This is a genomic window from Flavobacterium sp. WC2509 (assembly GCF_052683105.1).
In genome coordinates this window covers 1,143,156-1,159,381 of sequence record NZ_JBQZFG010000001.1, presented here as the reverse complement: position 1 = coordinate 1,159,381, position 16,226 = coordinate 1,143,156, and the positions used below count along the sequence as shown (strand labels likewise).

Below are 16,226 nucleotides of genomic sequence, written 5' to 3'. Positions count from 1 at the left end.
AGAAAATATCGACAAATGAATTTAGTTAATCCTTATTTATTCGGAAAGAGTTTAAATCAAAAGTTTACTAGTTATTATAAGATGGATTTTACTGGTGATCCTAATAGTACTAATGAGAGTGTTGTAGGAACAGCTGGGGGGACATTGCTTGGTGGAGTCACCTACGCAACAGGTAAATTAGGTGATTGTGTAGGTTTTAATGTTGATAATTCTCGTATGATAGCAACTTATGCTGGAGATTTCTTTTCATTTACAACTGGTAGTGGTAATGATATGTCTTTTAGTATTGTTATGTGGGTAAAAGTTTCTGCTTTGTCTAGTATTGGAAATTGGTTAGTAACGAAAAGAGGTAACACCACTAGTACTGATGAATGGCAATTTATTTTATTAAATTCTGGACAACTAGCTTTTGCAAAATTTGACCAATCAAACAATTCTATTTATCAATCAGTTGCAACAAGCAATCCTGTTGTGACAAGTTTAAATACATGGTATCATATAGCTTATACAGATAATGGTTCTAAAACCGCTTTAGGGGGTAATTTTTATGTTAATGGAGTAAAAGTTCCTGTTATTGATAATAGCTCAGGCATTTATACAGGTATGGAGATAAAGCCTACTATTTTGGCAGTTGGTGCTGCTATTTGGGATTCAGACAATACTGATTTAAAACATAGAGGGTATATAGACGAATTAGGTTTTTGTAAAGGTTATGAACTAACACAAGCAGAAATTGATATTATTTATAACTCAGGATCTGGTAATACATATCCTTTTTAGAATGAAGCGTAATTGTAATCAATAAAAATACAACCTTAAATCTATAAATTAATTAAAAACAACAAACCCTACTATGGAAAAAATTATCGTTACATCTTGGATCACATTCGGATTATATTTTTTAGTTCTAATTGCTATTGTCGCAGATTTATGGAGCGGTGTCCGGAAAGCAAAAACAAACGGTGTGGCAAGATCATCTTATGGTTACCGTAGAACAGTCGATAAAATTTCCAGATATTATAATGTACTTCTTGCTTTGACTGTTGTTGATGCTATGCAAATGAGTTCTATTTGGTATTTAGATACTTATTATCATTATGATAAGCTGCCAATGTTTCCTTTTATCACATTGATTGGGGCAATTGGACTTTGTTTGATTGAAATCAAAAGCATTTACGAAAAAGCTGAAGATAAAGTTAGAATTGAAAATGTTGCTCATATGGCGGGAAAGATAATTGCAAACAAAGATGATATATCTGAGATTGTCAAAGCAGTTGTTACATATATGGAAGAACCTGAAAAAGTAAAATAATATGACAACATTTATAAGTGCGGGACATAACCCGAAAGGAATTAAAATAGATCCAGGAGCAATTGGAAACGGATATCATGAAGCTGATTTGGCTGTAGAATTTCGCAACTTGGTTGTAGTAGAATTGCTGAAAAGAAAAGTAAAAGTTATCACTGATAATGATGATGAAAGATTGGGTGATTATTTGAAACGAATTCAAACCGGTAGCGGTTCTGTAGTGTTGGAATTTCATTTTGATGCAGCAGAATCACCAACAGCTACAGGAGCAACGGCATTAATCGGAAATGATGCTGACAGATTAGATAATGCTTTTGCTAAAGAATTAGTAGAAATTACATCTTCTGTACTTGGAATCAAAAACAGAGGTGTGTTATCTGAAAAAGATAGTCATAGAGGTAGTTTAGGATTGATGCGTGAACAGGGTATGGTTTCGTTATTGGAATTGTGCTTTATTTCGAATCCTGATGATTTAAAAAAGTATCAAGCTAATAAAAAAGCTTTGGCTGTTAAGATTGCTGGAATTGTTGAACGTTATGAAAATTTGATGTAATATGATAAATGCAGTAATCATTTGGAAAAACATAAAACTAATATTCATTATTTTTTTGATTGGTATTGCGATTTGGTTTTATAAGGATTATGAGTTTCAAAAAATAGAAAATAAACGTCAAACTGAAAACATAAGTGAGTTAAGAAGATCGGATAGTTTGCGTCTTACAAGTCAAACATTAACACCTTCTGAAATTAAAGAATATTTAAAATACCAAAATCCTGATTTAGAAAAGAAACTTGAAAACAGCAATATTAAATTAAATCGGATTGAAAGTGTTGTTTCCAATATATTTAAGTTTCGTGATACTTTAAAACAGGAAACTGATGTTTCTGAATTGGTTGATGCAATCAAAAATAGTGTACCTAAAGAGCAAAATTGGATAGATACAACTAAATGCATGACTACTAAAGGAACCGTTTCTTTTGATGGTCAAAAATTGAAAGTAGTTGTCAATGATCGGGAATTTAAAAATAAGACTGATGCTGTGGCTTATTGGGAGCGCCGCCAATGGAATTTTTTAGGAATAAAAACCCGGTTGTTTGGTAAAAAGCAATTCACAGCAAAAGTTTTTGATGAATGTGGCGAAAGTCGGATTTTGAAAATTGAGAAAAAGGAATAGTTTTATTTATATTTAGTTAGGGAGTGGTTACCCAGTGAAAAGCATCTCGTTATTGAGATGCTTTTTTTATTTTTTAAAATATTTTGAATAATCCTCAGATCGGTATGCGTTAATTTCTCTTAGATATTTTCGTAAAGCGTCACGGGTGGCGTGTTGTGTGAAAGTCATTAATCTGCTTTCGGCTTCGTCTGGAGTCATTTCTTTAATCAGGTTATTGTAAACCCGTGTAATATTGGTATGGCGAAAGGAGTAAAAACCGTATTCCCTTCCTTTAATTCCAACGGCTTTTTTTACTTCAAGGAATAAGGCGTTGTAATGATTTCGGCGATTGGATTCTTTGGCTTCCCAATATTGTCCAAAACCATTAAAACCAAAAACAAAACTATCTTTTGGGTAAATGGATAAATCGGGTATTTTTTGCAGTAAAATATCAGGTATTATTTTGATTTTAAAACCTGTTTTTGTTTTAATATGAAAAATCTTTTCATCTAAAATCACATCGGCTACTGTAAGTCTGTTGCATTCTACCGGGCGAAAAAAGGACCATGAAATATGTTGTATATATAGGTATAATAAATCAAGATTATTTTTGGCGATATAGTCAAAAATTAATTTCTCCTGGTCAAAAGTAAAAGGCTTATTTTTTACAGGAGTTGAGCCAATGGCATCTATTTTTAAAACAATGTTTTCTTTAATGATTTCGTTTTTTTCTAAAACGGTAAACAAGCTGCTTAAATCTAATCGGGTATTGTCGCTATTTCGTGCTGAAGTTTTTTCAAGAATTGAATTAAGGTAATTATTGGTTATTTTTTTTGTAATCGAATCAATTGTTTTGTTTTCAAAACCATTTTCGTTAAGCCATGTTTCAAATTTTTTAATTCTGTTTTTGAAATTGGTATGGGTAGTTTCGGATTGAGTTTGTTTTTTTAGGTTAATACCGAACAAAAAAGCTTCTTTGATAGTTAATTTTTCTTCCTCTATTTCTAAAATAGTTTCAACTGGATTTGTGGTTTCAAACGGATTGAAATTTTCTTTTAACATTTCCGAAAGGTTTTTTCGGTAAATCTTTAATAGATCAAATCGTTGTTTGGTGTTTAGTTTTTGGGAAACATAAATATTAGGCATCCTTTCAAGGTATCCGGTAGCAGGATTTCGGAACGAAAAATACACATACCAGCGCTTCGAAATATCACCGTTTGCATCATAAATTTCAGGTTCTGAGTATCTTACTTTTTCTTTCAAATCGTGTTCAGTTTTGTGTTCTAAAAGTAATGATTTAATTTTTAAGCGCATAAAAAAAGGGATTAAAATTGCTTCTAATCCCTTGTAAAACTTATGTTTTTTGTTTTTTAAACCTTGTAGCGAAGACGGGAGTTGAACCCGTGACCTCAGGGTTATGAATCCTGCGCTCTAACCGACTGAGCTACCTCGCCATATTCGGGATAAATCTTGTCCCTGAATGCGGGTGCAAATATAAAACAATAATTAGAGTTTGCAAGCAAAAAACAATAAAAAAAAATTTTTTTGAAAAGGTTTTTTTTTTGGAGTAATAATCTATATATTTCGGAAACAAAAAACAGTATTCATGAATTTAAAAGTGCGTTACGAAATCGAATTCCCCATAAATTCTTCACCTCAATTGTTGTATCAATATATTTCAACTCCCTCAGGCTTGTCTGAATGGTTTGCAGATAACGTAAATTCAAGAGGAGAGTTTTTTACTTTTATTTGGAATGATTCTCAGGAAAAAGCAAGACTGGCTTCTAAGAAATCGGGTGAAAAAGTGAAATTTAAATGGGTAGACGAAAATAATAAAGATACAGAATATTTTTTCGAATTGAATATTTTAGTAGACGAATTGACCAAAGATGTCTCATTGATGGTTGTAGATTTTGCTACTCAAGATGAAATCGAGGAAGCTTCTCAATTATGGAGCAATCAAATTACAGATCTAAAACATGTCATAGGTTCTGTATAGTAGAATTGTATATTATAACTTATATTTGCCTGAATTAATTCAGGCTTTTTTTTATGATAAATTTTAATGGTGCAATTGTATCTGAGGATGCAAATGTTTTAGTGCAAAATAGAGGTTTCTTATATGGTGATGCGGTTTTTGAAACGGTAAAAATTGCGAATAATAAAATCTTGTTTTTAGAAGATCATTATTTCCGACTAATGTCTTCTATGCGTGTAGTTAGAATGGAAATTCCAATGAATTTTACTATGGAATATTTTGAAGAACAAATACTTTCATTAGTTGAAAATAATGATATTGTGGTTTCTTCTAGAGCCCGAATTACGGTTTATAGAAATGATGGAGGATATTATTTACCTCAAAATAATACAGTTTCATTTTTGATAAAAGTTATTCCGCTTGAAAATAAAGAATATTTGCTTAATGAGCAGGAGTATGAAGTTGATTTATATAAAGATTTCTATATAACCAAGCAATTATTATCTTCGATTAAAACTACTAATCGTTTGATAAATGTTACAGGAAGCGTTTACGCACATGAAAACGGACTGGATAATTGTGTTTTATTAAATGATAGTAAAAATGTTGTTGAAGCGTTACAAGGTAATATTTTCATGCTTATGGGTAATAAATTAATTACTCCACCTGTTTCAGAAGGTTGTTTAAATGGAGTGATGAGAAAGCAAATTTTAGAATTGGCAAAAAAAATAGAAGGTATTGAAGTTGTCGAAGAAATAATTTCTCCATTTGATATTCAAAAAGCAAATGAATTGTTTATTACGAATGTTATTAAAGGCATACAGCCAATTACAAAATACAGAAAAAAAGAATTTTCAATGGAAATTTCCAAAACTTTAGTGATAGCACTAAATAAAACTTTGGATTTAGTTTAGATAAGGATTCTCGGGGGCGTTTGACCAAATGAGGTATTCGCCTCCTAATTCCATAATTTGTTCTTTCCAGAAATGAACAGTTGATTTTCCTATTATTTTATTCTCATAACTATTTTTTGTAATAATCCAGGAATTGGCTTTCATTTCATTTTGAAGTTGTTCTTCTTCCCATCCAGTATAGCCTAAAAAGAAACGGATGTTTTCTTTTTTAATTTCACCATTATTGATAAGATCTTTGGTTGATTCAAAATCACCTCCCCAATAAATTCCATTGGATATTTCAATACTGTTGGGTATCAAATCTGGAATATTATGGATAAAATATAAGTTGTCTTGTTCTACAGGACCACCATTAAATATTTTGAAACTGGCATTGATTTCAGGAATCAAATCGTTTATAGTATATTTCAGTGGTTTGTTCATGATGAAGCCTACGGAACCATCTTGATTGTGATCGGCTAACAGGATTACGGATCTATTAAATGATAAATCTCCTATTATCGATGGTTCAGCAATAAGTAAATACCCTTTTTTTAATTTTTCTGAAATCATAAGGCTATATTTTTAATTAAATTTAAGAAAAATAAAATTAAATAACCAAACTTTTTTAATCTTAATCGTTAAAAAGCAAAAAAAAACCTTCCAATAGGAAGGTTTAATTATATAAAATTAACTATAAATTAGTTTACAGCTCCTTCTAAATCAGCTCCAGCTTTGAATTTTACAACATTCTTAGCAGCGATTTGAATAGTTTTTCCAGTTTGAGGATTTCTTCCGTCTCTTGCAGCTCTTGAAGATACAGACCAAGATCCAAATCCTACTAAAGATACTTTACCACCTTTTTTCAAAGTACCACCTACATTTCCTAAAAATGATTCAAGTGCCAATTTTGCAGCAGCTTTAGTAATTCCTGCATCTGCAGCGATAGCGTCAATTAATTCTGATTTGTTCATAATAATGGATGTTAATTGTTGGTTAAAATAATTGTTAATAGAACAAAATTAGCAGGAAATACGGTGTATGCAAGTGTTTCGTACAAAATTAGCATATTTTGTTAATAACTTGTTTTGATTGTTTATAAAGTGGGGTAAAATTCTGAATGAATAATACTTAACTCCTGTTTTTATTGATGTTAGTGAGCTTTTGCATTTTCTGAAAAAGTAAGCCCATTTAACAATTCGGCAGTGGTCATTTTCTTTTTACCAGGGAATTGTAAAGACAGTATTTGAATATAACCTTCGTCTGTTGCTATTTTTATTTCTTTTTTACTACATATTAAAGTGCCGATTGCATGGTTGTGTGTTTCTAAAATTGCTTGGGCTTCGTAAATTTTTACATTCCATTCTTCATTGTTATCTGAAATATAACACCAAGCTGTTGGATAAGGGCTTAATCCTCTAATGAGGTTGTGTATGTCTGTAGTCGATTTTGTCCACTCAATTTTGCAATTCTCTTTATTTAGTTTGTAAGCCGTTTTGATATCTGAAGAGTCATTCTGAATAGTAGTACTTACTTTTCCGCTTTCAATCAATTTTAAAGTATCAATAACAGTATTACATCCTAAATGCATCAGACGATCATGTAGATGTCCAGCATTTTCAGTAGTATCGATTGCTGTTTCAGAACTTATTATCATCGCTCCAGTATCTATTTTATCATCAATAAAAAAAGTAGTCACACCTGTTTTGGTTTCTCCATTAATGATTGCCCAATTTATTGGAGCGGCTCCTCTGTAATTTGGAAGCAATGAAGCGTGTAAATTAAATGTTCCCAGAGCTGGCATTTCCCATACCACTTTTGGTAACATTCTAAAAGCAACTACGATTTGTAAATTAGCTTTCAATGATTTTAATTCTTCAAGAAAAGCTTCGTCTTTTAAATTAGTAGGCTGTAATAAGTGTAAATTGTTCTCTAAAGCATATTCCTTTACTGCTGAATATTTTATTTTTTGTCCTCGGCCTGCGGGTTTGTCTGCTGCGGTAATTACACCAACTACTTCATAATTGTTTTTGATAAGGGTATCTAGAATTCCAACAGCAAATTCTGGAGTTCCCATAAATATAATTCTTAATTTTTCCATCAGGTTTTTAAAGTGTATTTGTTGTTGTTTTGAATTATTAGAAAATTATCTTCTAATAATTGTTGCAGTACAAAGATAACATCGTCTGCAGTATTTTTAGTCTTGTTTTGGATTTCTCTAGAACTTAAGTCTTCATTTTGTAATAAAGCCATAATTTTGTTAGAAAGAGTACTGAAATCTTTTTTAGGTTTTGCCTGTGTGATGCAATAGGAGCAAATACCACAATTAGTAGTTGCTTTTTCGCCAAAATAATTCAAAATCATTTTGCTTTTGCAAGTATTTTTTTCGGCAACATAATTCAATACCGATTGTAATTGCTCTTTTTTGAGTTCGTTTTGTCGAATCAAATGTTTAGAAACTTTGTTAATAGTTCTCTCGTCTTCCCGAATTTCATTAAAAATTAAAACAGCATCATTATTTTTCGAATGATAGTCAATGATTCCTTTTTCGTTTAATTTATGTAAAACTGCAAGTATTTCAGCTTCCGAATGATGTGATTTTTTGGCAATTAATGGTAAATTGAATGCCGCTTGTATTTCATAAATGCCAGGATAAGTTCTTAGGATAGTCAAAATTATCTCTTCATCATTGGGATTCAAACTCGTGTATCGAATAACTTCTTTTGATGGAATTAAAAATTGCAATGTTATTTTTTCGGAAAATTCTTTTAAGAAAGTTATAATCCCTTGTCCGTCTAAAAATTGTATTGCATTATACGTTTTTAGTGTAGGGAATCCATATTTATGGCAAAAATGATTTAGATTAAAAGTGAATTCTTCATTTATTCCTTCTCCATAAGCTATCTGAAGATAATTGCAAAGTTTATTGTACATACTCATCAAAAACGCTTTGTCAGGTAATACATTTATGAATTGACTTTCTGCCTGAATACTATCAGATGGACTAGTCAATAAAACGGCAAAAGCTTTCTCGCCATTTCGTCCTGAGCGTCCTGCTTCCTGATAATAATTTTCTATGTTTTCGGGAAGTTGAATATGAATTACAGTTTTAACGTTAGGTTTGTCAATTCCCATTCCAAAAGCATTTGTGGCAACAATAACTTGTGCTTTTTCCTCCATCCAGAGTTGCATATTTTTGTCTTTCTCTCTAGAGGTAAGACCTCCGTGGTAGAAAGTTGCTTTGAAACCTAAGGTTTGTAGTTGTGATGAAATTTCCAAACAGGATTTTCTATTTCTAACATAAATAATAGAAGGTTGTGGATTTTTTTTAAGAATCTGTTCAATTTTAAAAAGTTTGTCTTCAACTTCAAAAACCATATATGCGATATTCTTTCTGGCAAAAGATTTTTCAAATTGAACAGGATTGTGCATTCCTAATTCGGTAATAATATCTTCTTTTACCCGAGGTGTTGCAGTTGCGGTTAAAGCTAAGAAAGGGATTTTTGGGAAATGCTTTTTTAATTCTGAAATTTTCAAATAAGCAGGTCGGAAATCATGCCCCCATTGCGAAACACAATGTGCTTCATCAATAGTAATCAAATTGATGGAGAGATTTTTTATTCGGTCCAAAATCCAGTCCGATTGCAAACGTTCGGGAGAAACATATAGAAATTTATAATTCCCATACTGACAATTATCTAATAAATCGATGATTTCATCTTGCTTTATGCCGCCTGTCAAAGCGATGCCTTTGATACCTCGATTTTGCAAATTAGCCACTTGGTCTTTCATCAGTGCAACTAAAGGCGAAACAACCAAACAAATGCCTTCATTCATAAGTGCTGGCACTTGAAAACAAATCGATTTTCCACCACCTGTTGGCATCAACGCAAAAGTATCGTGACCGCTCAAAACAGAGTCAATAATTTCTTTTTGTAACGACCTAAAAGTATCGTGTTGCCAATATTTTTGAAGAATAGCTAATGCTTCTGGCATTATTTCTAGTTTAGATTTGTACTAATTTACAACCTTGATTTTTAATAGATTGTTAAATTTTATCTAATATAAAAAGAATTCTGTTATCAATACTATCTTTTGGTACTTCAATTAAGTTGTAACCATAATTAATATAGGTTTGTTTGAGGTGTTCTTGTATTTCTTGAGCCTGTTCAAAGTTTTCATAACGCTCACTATCGCTTTCATAAATTTCTTCCCAAGGCGGAAGAATAAAAATTTTAGTATATACTTTATCCAAACAAGCTTGCTTAAAATGAGCTGGATAATCATCTCCAATGTAATCTAAATAAGCAACAACATCAGGAATTCCGCGGTCGATGAATACCCATTGATGAGATTCCTTTTGGGCATTATCAAATTGCTTGATTCTTCCGTCAAGCAACATTTGGCTAAATAATAAAGGGTCTTCTAGGAACAATTGTTCAATACCTCGTTTTTGAGCTTCAAGAGTAACTTCGCGAGAAATTTCAGGATAACAGCAATATCCTTTAGCTACCAAACCTTTAATAATAGAACTTTTTCCCGTACCAGGGCCACCAATGATAACAATTATTTCTTTCTGCACGATCTGTAATTAAACGGCAAAAATACTCAAACTTATTGGTATTTAAAAACGTTTGTTTTTTGCAATATTGACTTTGTTAGAAAAGAGAATTTTTGCTGTGCTCTATATTTTTATCTCGAAAAAAAAATTAGGATAAGAGGGCAATTGTGAGGGATATTTAATTATCTGGGTTAGGGAGAAGTCATGTTTTTTTTAGGAAACTAAACGCCAAAAATAGAGTTTCTAAAATCTTTATTCTATGTTATATATTCTTTATTATAAAATCTAAAATCTAAAATGTATATTTGCGTTTATTTTTATTTAGGAATGAGCGACGACAACGAAAAAAAGACTGCAGAGTTTTACGAAAGACTTAAAGCCGAATTAGACAATAGTAATTCTTGGCCTGCTCCATATTTGTTTAAATTTATAGTACCAACAAACGAAGAAAATATCCTAAAAGTGGAAAATGCCTTTAATTGTATGGGAGCTGTAATTAAAACAACAAAATCCAAAACCGGAAAATTTACTAGTATTTCAGTAGATGTTACGGTAAAAGATTCTCAAGAAATAATAGATAAGTACCAAGAATTATCCACAATAGAAGGTATAGTTTCCTTATAATTATGATCGAAAAATATAAAAAAGAAAATGCGAATGATGTTGTTTTCAATTTAGAATATAATTCTGAAAGAGAGCATTTAATCATTCCTGAGTATGGTCGTCATTTGCAAAAACTGATCGAGCAAGCTACTATTATTGAAGATGATGAAAAACGCAACAAAGCGGCAAAATACATCATTCAGGTAATGGGAAGTTTGAATCCACATTTACGTGATGTACCCGATTTTCAGCATAAACTTTGGGATCAGCTCTTTATCATGTCTGATTTTAAATTAAAAGCAGATTCTCCTTATCCAATACCGTCAAGAGAAGTTTTGCAACTCAGACCAGATGTTTTGAAATATCCACAAAACTATCCGAAATACAGGTATTATGGAAACAACATTAAATATATGATTGATGTTGCCAACAAATGGGAGGAAGGTGAAATGAAAAGCGCATTGGTAAAAGTAATTGCCAATCACATGAAAAAATCCTATTTGAGTTGGAATAAAGATACCGTAAAAGACGATGTCATTTTTGAACATCTTTATGAGTTATCGGATGGGAAATTGAATTTATTACAAAGCACAGAAGAATTATTAAACACTACCGATTTACTTAGGACAAATAAAAGAGTTTCTAATAAAACGGGTGTTTTAGGGCAGCCAAAAATTCAAAGTAATAAGAATATTAAAAACGGAAAGCCAAAACCGTTTCAAAAAAAGTAATAATAAAAGAGACTAAGTTACTAAGTCGCTAAGTTACTAAGATGTTGGACAGAATTGTTCATGGAACTCTTAAGAAAAACTTAGAAACTCAGAAACTCAGGAGCTCAGAAACTTAAAATAATTATGGAAGTTTTCAAAATAGAAGGTGGAACTCGTTTAAAAGGAGAAGTAATACCACAAGGTGCTAAAAATGAAGCATTGCAAATTTTATGTGCTGTACTTTTAACAACCGAAAAAGTAACAATCAATAATATTCCTGACATTATCGATATCAATAAACTGATAACGCTTTTGGGAAATTTGGGTGTTAAAATTGAAAAATTAGGACATGGTTCTTATACTTTTCAATGTGATGAAGTAAATGTTGGATACTTAGAAACAGAAGCTTTCAAAAAAGAAGGAGGCGCACTTCGTGGTTCTATTATGATTGTTGGACCGCTTTTGGCTCGTTTTGGAAAAGGATATATCCCAAAACCAGGAGGAGACAAAATTGGACGTAGACGTTTGGATACTCACTTCGAAGGTTTTATTAATCTTGGAGCTAAATTTAGATACAATAAAGAAGATCATTTTTATGGAGTAGAAGCCCCAGATGGACTTATAGGTGCAGATATGTTACTTGATGAAGCATCTGTAACTGGGACTGCAAATATTGTGATGGCAGCTGTTTTGGCCAAAGGAAGAACAACAGTTTATAACGCTGCTTGCGAGCCTTATTTGCAACAACTTTGTAAAATGCTGAATTCTATGGGAGCCAAAATCACAGGAGTTGGTTCTAATTTATTAACCATAGAAGGAGTTGAAAAATTAGGAGGTTGTGAGCATAGAATTTTACCAGATATGATTGAAATTGGTTCTTGGATTGGTCTTGCGGCTATGACAAGAAGCGAAATCACTATTAAGAATGTGAGCTGGGAAAATCTAGGAGTTATTCCAAGTGTTTTCAGAAAGCTAGGAATTACCCTTGAAAAAAGAGGAGATGATATCTATATTCCAGAACATAAAGACGGTTATGAAGTAAAAACAGATATCGATGGTTCAATTCTTACTATTGCCGATGCACCATGGCCTGGATTTACTCCTGATTTATTGAGTATTGTTTTAGTAGTTGCTACGCAAGCGAAAGGCGATGTTTTAATTCACCAAAAAATGTTTGAAAGCCGTTTGTTCTTCGTGGATAAATTAATTGACATGGGAGCAAAAATCATGTTGTGTGATCCACATAGAGCAGTAGTTATTGGGCATGATTTTAAATCTACTCTAAAAGCAACTACAATGTCTTCACCAGATATTCGCGCAGGAATTTCATTATTGATCGCAGCACTTTCTGCAAAAGGAACTAGTACTATTCAAAATATTGAGCAAATTGATAGAGGATACGAGCGTATAGACGAAAGACTAAGAGCAATTGGAGCTAAAATAGTTAGAGAAAAACAATAAAAAATAAAAATCATCAATTTTGAAATCGCTTAAATAAATTTAATTTTCTACTGAAAACAATTTTTTTAAGCGATTTTTAGTATAAAAAAGTCAGATATGTCTAATGAAGAGAAAGCCATAAAAGCCACTTATTTTAGTATAATTGGAAATACAAGTCTGGCACTAATAAAAGGCCTTGCTGGGGTTTTTGGTAATTCTTACGCTTTAATTGCTGACGCTATAGAATCAACGGCGGATATTTTTGCATCCTTGTTGGTTTTATTTGGTATAAAATATTCCAGCAGACCAGCAGACGATAATCATCCTTATGGACATGGAAGAGCAGAGCCTTTGATTACTTTTTTGGTGGTTGGTTTTTTAATCACTTCGGCTACAATTATTGGATATGAAAGTATTGTAAACATTCAAACTCCCCATGATCTGCCAAAACCATGGACGCTTTTTGTTCTTGGGGGAATTATTCTTTGGAAAGAGTATTCTTTTCGATTGGTAATCAAAAGAGCGAAAGAAACCAATAGTTCTTCTCTTAAAGCCGATGCTTGGCATCATAGGAGTGATGCCTTGACCTCGATTGCTGCTTTTATTGGGATTTCGATTGCATTGTTCTTAGGAAAAGGATATGAATCTGCCGATGATTGGGCTGCTTTATTTGCCGCTATTTTTATACTTTACAATAGTTATTTGATTTTTAGACCAGCCCTTGGGGAAATCATGGACGAACATTTATATGATGATTTGGTTGAAGAAATTAGACAAGTTTCTCATCATGTTGATGGAATTATTGATACTGAAAAATGCCTTATTCGTAAAGCTGGAATGAAATACCATGTTGATCTTCATGCTCGGGTAAATGGAGATATATCTGTAAAAGAGGGACATGATTTGTCTCATAAACTCAAAGATACCTTACGAGATGAAATTCCAGAATTAGGGAATGTTTTAATTCATATTGAACCTAATTAAATAGAATGTAATTCAAAAAAACAAAACCAATACAAGTAAAAAGTATTGGTTTTTTTATGGATTCAGTTTGTATGTGATTTTAATTCAAAAATTTTAAACCAACAATAATTCCGTTTTTTTGGAATCCATTTTGGTAGGAACGTACATAATCCAATCGAAACATTTTAAATTTTCCAAAACCTAGATTATCCAAGCCTATCGTGTATTCCGAATAGGGGTTTTTATTAGGGATTGCCAATAAGTGATATCCTAAAACTAAGTTTGATTTTAGTAGGTTTAACAATGGAATTTTATTCATTATATAGCCTTTTTCATTGTACTCTGTATGAAATTCAAAGTAACTATCATTGGTGCTGTTGGTGTAATAAGGCATCAGATTAAATACATTCAAATAGCTGTTTGAAAATCCAATATAAGTTTGATTTCCATTAAAATGTTCGTAATCGACAAACGAAATTTGATTGGCATTAAAGAATTTACCTCCTTTTGCATTCAAAGATAAGTCTCCTTTGTTACCCAATTTTAAATCATAATAAATCTTCGCTTTTAAATAGTCGAACTCATATTTTTTTTCACTTCCAGCCAAACCTTTTTCGAAACCTAATGTCAATTCAGGATAATTCTCATTCGAAACATTATATTTTCCATCTGGACGTGAATAGTAGCTTTGGTCAAAATTAATTTTAGCATCTATTTTGGCTTTCACCAAATTATATTTCTCGAATGCTGGCGTTGTAAAGTCATTTGGTGCCCATGGATTATTAGAGGTGTAGGCTTTGTCTTTTTGTATAAACGTATAATCGGTGGTATTAGATAAAGGTTTGTTTTCCAAATAATCTACTTTGGCTTTCATGAAAATTCCATTAGTGATTTCACGTTGATACAACATGGAGATATAATTATTTTCATAAATCTTCATGAAATTTTCTTTAAAAAACAGTGTGGTAATTGAGTTTAGCAACTCTTTTATCGGTCTCTCTTCATTAAATTGAGCTACACGACTTCCTCCTGAAATTTGAATTTCACTTTTATTGACATTATTAAATTTATGGTTAAAACTTCCGGTTGATCGAAATTTATTTTCAGAAAAACTATAATCAAAATTAGTACCAACTCGTGTGTATTTACCTTCTTCGCGATTGTTTTTGGTATAGGATAATCCCGTGCTGATTTTCCAGCCTTGCACAGTATTGAAATTGATTCCAGTTAATACGCCATCATATTTTGTAGACCATTTTTGGAAAGAATTTTTATAGGTGTAGCCAGTAATAATTTCTAAAGGACGGAAAGTATTGTGCTTTTTATCTATTGAATCTAAATATACTTGTGATTTTTTCTTGGTTTGTAAAATGTCTTTTTTGGTGTAATCGGTACTTTCTTCGATAGTTAAAGGGATTGGTCGGATAGTATTCCAATAATCATCATCCTTTTTGTTGGCATTTTCTTCAAAAGCTAATACTTCTTTTGTAAATGTCTTTTTAGTGAATGTTGGCTCAAATTCAAAATTAGAAAAGACATAGGTGAATTTTCCTGAAACATTAATACCTAACATTCCGAAGATGAAATCGATTGTCTGAGTGTTTTTTACCCAAATTTTGGTCTCCGAATTATAACTAAAATTTTGTTTTAAAGTCAATAAATTTAATGCAGGATTTTGCATCTGATCTCCTGTAATCTTAACATCAACTGCATAAATTGCCCAACTGTCATCAACTATGTAAATATATCCTTCCATGACAGGATCAGATGATCTTTTTGGAGTAATTTTTATTTTATTGATTTGTTGGTTGTTTTCATTGTAATAAGAACCTTCAAATTTGTATTTATAATAGTTAAATGCATTGTCTGCGATTGGAGAAACTACATTTACATCAAAAGTCAAATAATTATCATAAAAGTCAAAATTGGCCGATGCGGCACTGTTAAAGCTAAATCCGCTATCATTACCGCTTACTTTGGAAGCAATAATGGTTTCCTTCATTTTGTTGGGTTTTTGATAAGAGATTTTAGAAACAGTTTCGGATAAATAAAGAATACCGCTTCGGGTTGAATCTAAGGCTTCATCAAACATATCTAGTTTTTTTCCTAGAATTTTTTTAGGAGCATCTTTGATTCTAAAAATACCTCGCGAATAAAAATCAGCTTTGTATTTTGCTGTTTTTTCGATGTTTGCCTTTTTATTAGCAATGGCGTTTTTTATAATTTGATTGGCAGGATTATCTTTTGAATTAATGACAACTTCATTTAGGCTGAAACTTTCTTCGGCCATTTTCACATCCAAATTATAAATAGAAGAAACTATATTGATGGCTATTTTTTGAGTTTTAAAGCCTAAAAACTGAAACACAATATACTGTTTTCCTTGTTTTTTGGTGTTTAATTCATAATAGCCTTGATCATTGGAAGTGGTTCCATTATAAGTAATGTCTTCGGATATTGTGACAGAGGGTAATGGATTTCCTTTTTCATCTGTAACTCTACCTTTTATTTGTGCAAAATTATAAAGACTAGCAAGCAAAAAGAAGAACAAAAAAGCGTTTTTCATAGTTATGAATTTTATGTATGACGCTTTTTTGTAAGTAATGTTACGTAAA

General features: G+C 31.7%; 17 protein-coding genes and 1 tRNA gene. 10 read left to right on the top strand and 8 right to left on the bottom strand.

What is annotated here, in order from left to right; all coding sequences use genetic code 11:
- Positions 1 to 15: 15 nt before the first annotated feature.
- The 4 genes from ACUN3A_RS04630 to ACUN3A_RS04615 all read left to right on the top strand — a co-directional run bounded on the left by ACUN3A_RS04630 (position 16) and on the right by ACUN3A_RS04615 (position 2,484).
- On the top strand, positions 16 to 780 hold the full coding sequence (locus tag ACUN3A_RS04630; protein ID WP_445550168.1) for a LamG-like jellyroll fold domain-containing protein: 765 nt from the start codon (positions 16 to 18) through the stop codon (positions 778 to 780).
- Positions 781 to 853: 73 nt separating this feature from the next.
- Positions 854 to 1,312 (top strand): phage holin family protein, encoded by a 459-nt coding sequence (locus ACUN3A_RS04625; protein ID WP_445550167.1) that lies wholly within the window; start codon positions 854 to 856, stop codon positions 1,310 to 1,312.
- A 1-nt stretch (position 1,313) separates the two neighbouring features.
- Positions 1,314 to 1,862: an N-acetylmuramoyl-L-alanine amidase gene (locus ACUN3A_RS04620; RefSeq protein WP_445550166.1), complete on the top strand. Its 549-nt coding sequence runs from the start codon at positions 1,314 to 1,316 to the stop codon at positions 1,860 to 1,862.
- Position 1,863: 1 nt separating this feature from the next.
- Positions 1,864 to 2,484, top strand: coding sequence for a hypothetical protein (locus ACUN3A_RS04615; RefSeq protein ID WP_445550165.1), 621 nt, complete (start codon positions 1,864 to 1,866; stop codon positions 2,482 to 2,484).
- Between the two features lie 66 nt (positions 2,485 to 2,550).
- Here ACUN3A_RS04615 and ACUN3A_RS04610 read toward each other — a convergent pair whose 3' ends face one another.
- Complete coding sequence (locus tag ACUN3A_RS04610) at positions 2,551 to 3,777, bottom strand: site-specific integrase (RefSeq protein WP_445550164.1); 1,227 nt, start codon at positions 3,775 to 3,777, stop codon at positions 2,551 to 2,553.
- A 66-nt stretch (positions 3,778 to 3,843) separates the two neighbouring features.
- Positions 3,844 to 3,917: transfer RNA gene (locus ACUN3A_RS04605), tRNA-Met, on the bottom strand.
- Between the two features lie 152 nt (positions 3,918 to 4,069).
- Between ACUN3A_RS04605 and ACUN3A_RS04600 the strand changes: the two genes are divergently transcribed.
- Together ACUN3A_RS04600 and ACUN3A_RS04595 are read left to right on the top strand one after the other, a co-directional pair.
- Positions 4,070 to 4,462 (top strand): START-like domain-containing protein, encoded by a 393-nt coding sequence (locus tag ACUN3A_RS04600; RefSeq protein ID WP_445550163.1) that lies wholly within the window; start codon positions 4,070 to 4,072, stop codon positions 4,460 to 4,462.
- Positions 4,463 to 4,515: 53 nt separating this feature from the next.
- The gene (locus tag ACUN3A_RS04595; RefSeq protein ID WP_445550162.1) at positions 4,516 to 5,355 is read left to right on the top strand and encodes an aminotransferase class IV; all 840 of its coding nucleotides are present in this window, start codon (positions 4,516 to 4,518) and stop codon (positions 5,353 to 5,355) included.
- Here ACUN3A_RS04595 and ACUN3A_RS04590 read toward each other — a convergent pair.
- From ACUN3A_RS04590 to ACUN3A_RS04570, 5 genes are all read right to left on the bottom strand, one after another.
- Positions 5,347 to 5,907 carry a YqgE/AlgH family protein gene (locus ACUN3A_RS04590; RefSeq protein WP_445550161.1) on the bottom strand — a complete coding sequence of 187 codons (561 nt, stop codon included), beginning with the start codon at positions 5,905 to 5,907 and terminating at the stop codon, positions 5,347 to 5,349. The genes ACUN3A_RS04595 and ACUN3A_RS04590 overlap by 9 nt on opposite strands.
- Before the next feature lie 128 nt (positions 5,908 to 6,035).
- Positions 6,036 to 6,308, bottom strand: a complete 273-nt coding sequence (locus ACUN3A_RS04585) for an HU family DNA-binding protein (RefSeq protein ID WP_077375548.1) — start codon at positions 6,306 to 6,308, stop codon at positions 6,036 to 6,038.
- Positions 6,309 to 6,487: 179 nt separating this feature from the next.
- A complete protein-coding gene (gene fmt, locus ACUN3A_RS04580) occupies positions 6,488 to 7,435 on the bottom strand; it encodes a methionyl-tRNA formyltransferase (RefSeq protein WP_445550160.1) in 948 nt (315 codons plus the stop codon).
- Positions 7,435 to 9,330 carry a RecQ family ATP-dependent DNA helicase gene (locus ACUN3A_RS04575; protein ID WP_445550159.1) on the bottom strand — a complete coding sequence of 632 codons (1,896 nt, stop codon included), beginning with the start codon at positions 9,328 to 9,330 and terminating at the stop codon, positions 7,435 to 7,437. The genes fmt and ACUN3A_RS04575 overlap by 1 nt, the downstream gene beginning before the upstream one ends.
- Before the next feature lie 52 nt (positions 9,331 to 9,382).
- On the bottom strand, positions 9,383 to 9,916 hold the full coding sequence (locus ACUN3A_RS04570) for an AAA family ATPase (RefSeq protein WP_445550158.1): 534 nt from the start codon (positions 9,914 to 9,916) through the stop codon (positions 9,383 to 9,385).
- A 306-nt stretch (positions 9,917 to 10,222) separates the two neighbouring features.
- Between ACUN3A_RS04570 and ACUN3A_RS04565 the strand changes: the two genes are divergently transcribed.
- The 4 genes from ACUN3A_RS04565 (at position 10,223) to ACUN3A_RS04550 (ending at position 13,632) form a co-directional block, all read left to right on the top strand.
- Entirely contained in the window at positions 10,223 to 10,519 is a 297-nt protein-coding gene (locus ACUN3A_RS04565) for a DUF493 family protein (RefSeq protein WP_315199445.1), read from the top strand.
- A 2-nt stretch (positions 10,520 to 10,521) separates the two neighbouring features.
- The gene (locus tag ACUN3A_RS04560) at positions 10,522 to 11,229 is read left to right on the top strand and encodes a DUF4290 domain-containing protein (RefSeq protein ID WP_445550157.1); all 708 of its coding nucleotides are present in this window, start codon (positions 10,522 to 10,524) and stop codon (positions 11,227 to 11,229) included.
- 123 nt (positions 11,230 to 11,352) lie between these two features.
- The gene (gene murA, locus ACUN3A_RS04555) at positions 11,353 to 12,669 is read left to right on the top strand and encodes a UDP-N-acetylglucosamine 1-carboxyvinyltransferase (protein ID WP_445550156.1); all 1,317 of its coding nucleotides are present in this window, start codon (positions 11,353 to 11,355) and stop codon (positions 12,667 to 12,669) included.
- Between the two features lie 96 nt (positions 12,670 to 12,765).
- Positions 12,766 to 13,632, top strand: coding sequence for a cation diffusion facilitator family transporter (locus ACUN3A_RS04550; protein WP_445550155.1), 867 nt, complete (start codon positions 12,766 to 12,768; stop codon positions 13,630 to 13,632).
- A 79-nt stretch (positions 13,633 to 13,711) separates the two neighbouring features.
- Here the strand turns inward: ACUN3A_RS04550 and ACUN3A_RS04545 are convergent, their stop codons facing one another.
- The gene (locus ACUN3A_RS04545; RefSeq protein ID WP_445550154.1) at positions 13,712 to 16,177 is read right to left on the bottom strand and encodes a DUF5686 and carboxypeptidase regulatory-like domain-containing protein; all 2,466 of its coding nucleotides are present in this window, start codon (positions 16,175 to 16,177) and stop codon (positions 13,712 to 13,714) included.
- Between the last annotated feature and the right edge of the window lie 49 nt (positions 16,178 to 16,226).

What these genes read in the sequence shown, in the direction of transcription:
- ACUN3A_RS04630 (WP_445550168.1), top strand. Translation starts at nt 16, where the DNA reads ATGAATTTAGTTAATCCTTATTTATTCGGAAAGAGTTTAAATCAAAAG.
- ACUN3A_RS04625 (WP_445550167.1), top strand. Translation starts at nt 854, where the DNA reads ATGGAAAAAATTATCGTTACATCTTGGATCACATTCGGATTATATTTT.
- ACUN3A_RS04620 (WP_445550166.1), top strand. Translation starts at nt 1,314, where the DNA reads ATGACAACATTTATAAGTGCGGGACATAACCCGAAAGGAATTAAAATA.
- ACUN3A_RS04615 (WP_445550165.1), top strand. Translation starts at nt 1,864, where the DNA reads ATGATAAATGCAGTAATCATTTGGAAAAACATAAAACTAATATTCATT.
- ACUN3A_RS04610 (WP_445550164.1), bottom strand. Translation starts at nt 3,777, where the DNA reads ATGCGCTTAAAAATTAAATCATTACTTTTAGAACACAAAACTGAACAC.
- ACUN3A_RS04600 (WP_445550163.1), top strand. Translation starts at nt 4,070, where the DNA reads ATGAATTTAAAAGTGCGTTACGAAATCGAATTCCCCATAAATTCTTCA.
- ACUN3A_RS04595 (WP_445550162.1), top strand. Translation starts at nt 4,516, where the DNA reads ATGATAAATTTTAATGGTGCAATTGTATCTGAGGATGCAAATGTTTTA.
- ACUN3A_RS04590 (WP_445550161.1), bottom strand. Translation starts at nt 5,907, where the DNA reads ATGATTTCAGAAAAATTAAAAAAAGGGTATTTACTTATTGCTGAACCA.
- ACUN3A_RS04585 (WP_077375548.1), bottom strand. Translation starts at nt 6,308, where the DNA reads ATGAACAAATCAGAATTAATTGACGCTATCGCTGCAGATGCAGGAATT.
- fmt (WP_445550160.1), bottom strand. Translation starts at nt 7,435, where the DNA reads ATGGAAAAATTAAGAATTATATTTATGGGAACTCCAGAATTTGCTGTT.
- ACUN3A_RS04575 (WP_445550159.1), bottom strand. Translation starts at nt 9,330, where the DNA reads ATGCCAGAAGCATTAGCTATTCTTCAAAAATATTGGCAACACGATACT.
- ACUN3A_RS04565 (WP_315199445.1), top strand. Translation starts at nt 10,223, where the DNA reads ATGAGCGACGACAACGAAAAAAAGACTGCAGAGTTTTACGAAAGACTT.
- ACUN3A_RS04560 (WP_445550157.1), top strand. Translation starts at nt 10,522, where the DNA reads ATGATCGAAAAATATAAAAAAGAAAATGCGAATGATGTTGTTTTCAAT.
- murA (WP_445550156.1), top strand. Translation starts at nt 11,353, where the DNA reads ATGGAAGTTTTCAAAATAGAAGGTGGAACTCGTTTAAAAGGAGAAGTA.
- ACUN3A_RS04550 (WP_445550155.1), top strand. Translation starts at nt 12,766, where the DNA reads ATGTCTAATGAAGAGAAAGCCATAAAAGCCACTTATTTTAGTATAATT.
- ACUN3A_RS04545 (WP_445550154.1), bottom strand. Translation starts at nt 16,177, where the DNA reads ATGAAAAACGCTTTTTTGTTCTTCTTTTTGCTTGCTAGTCTTTATAAT.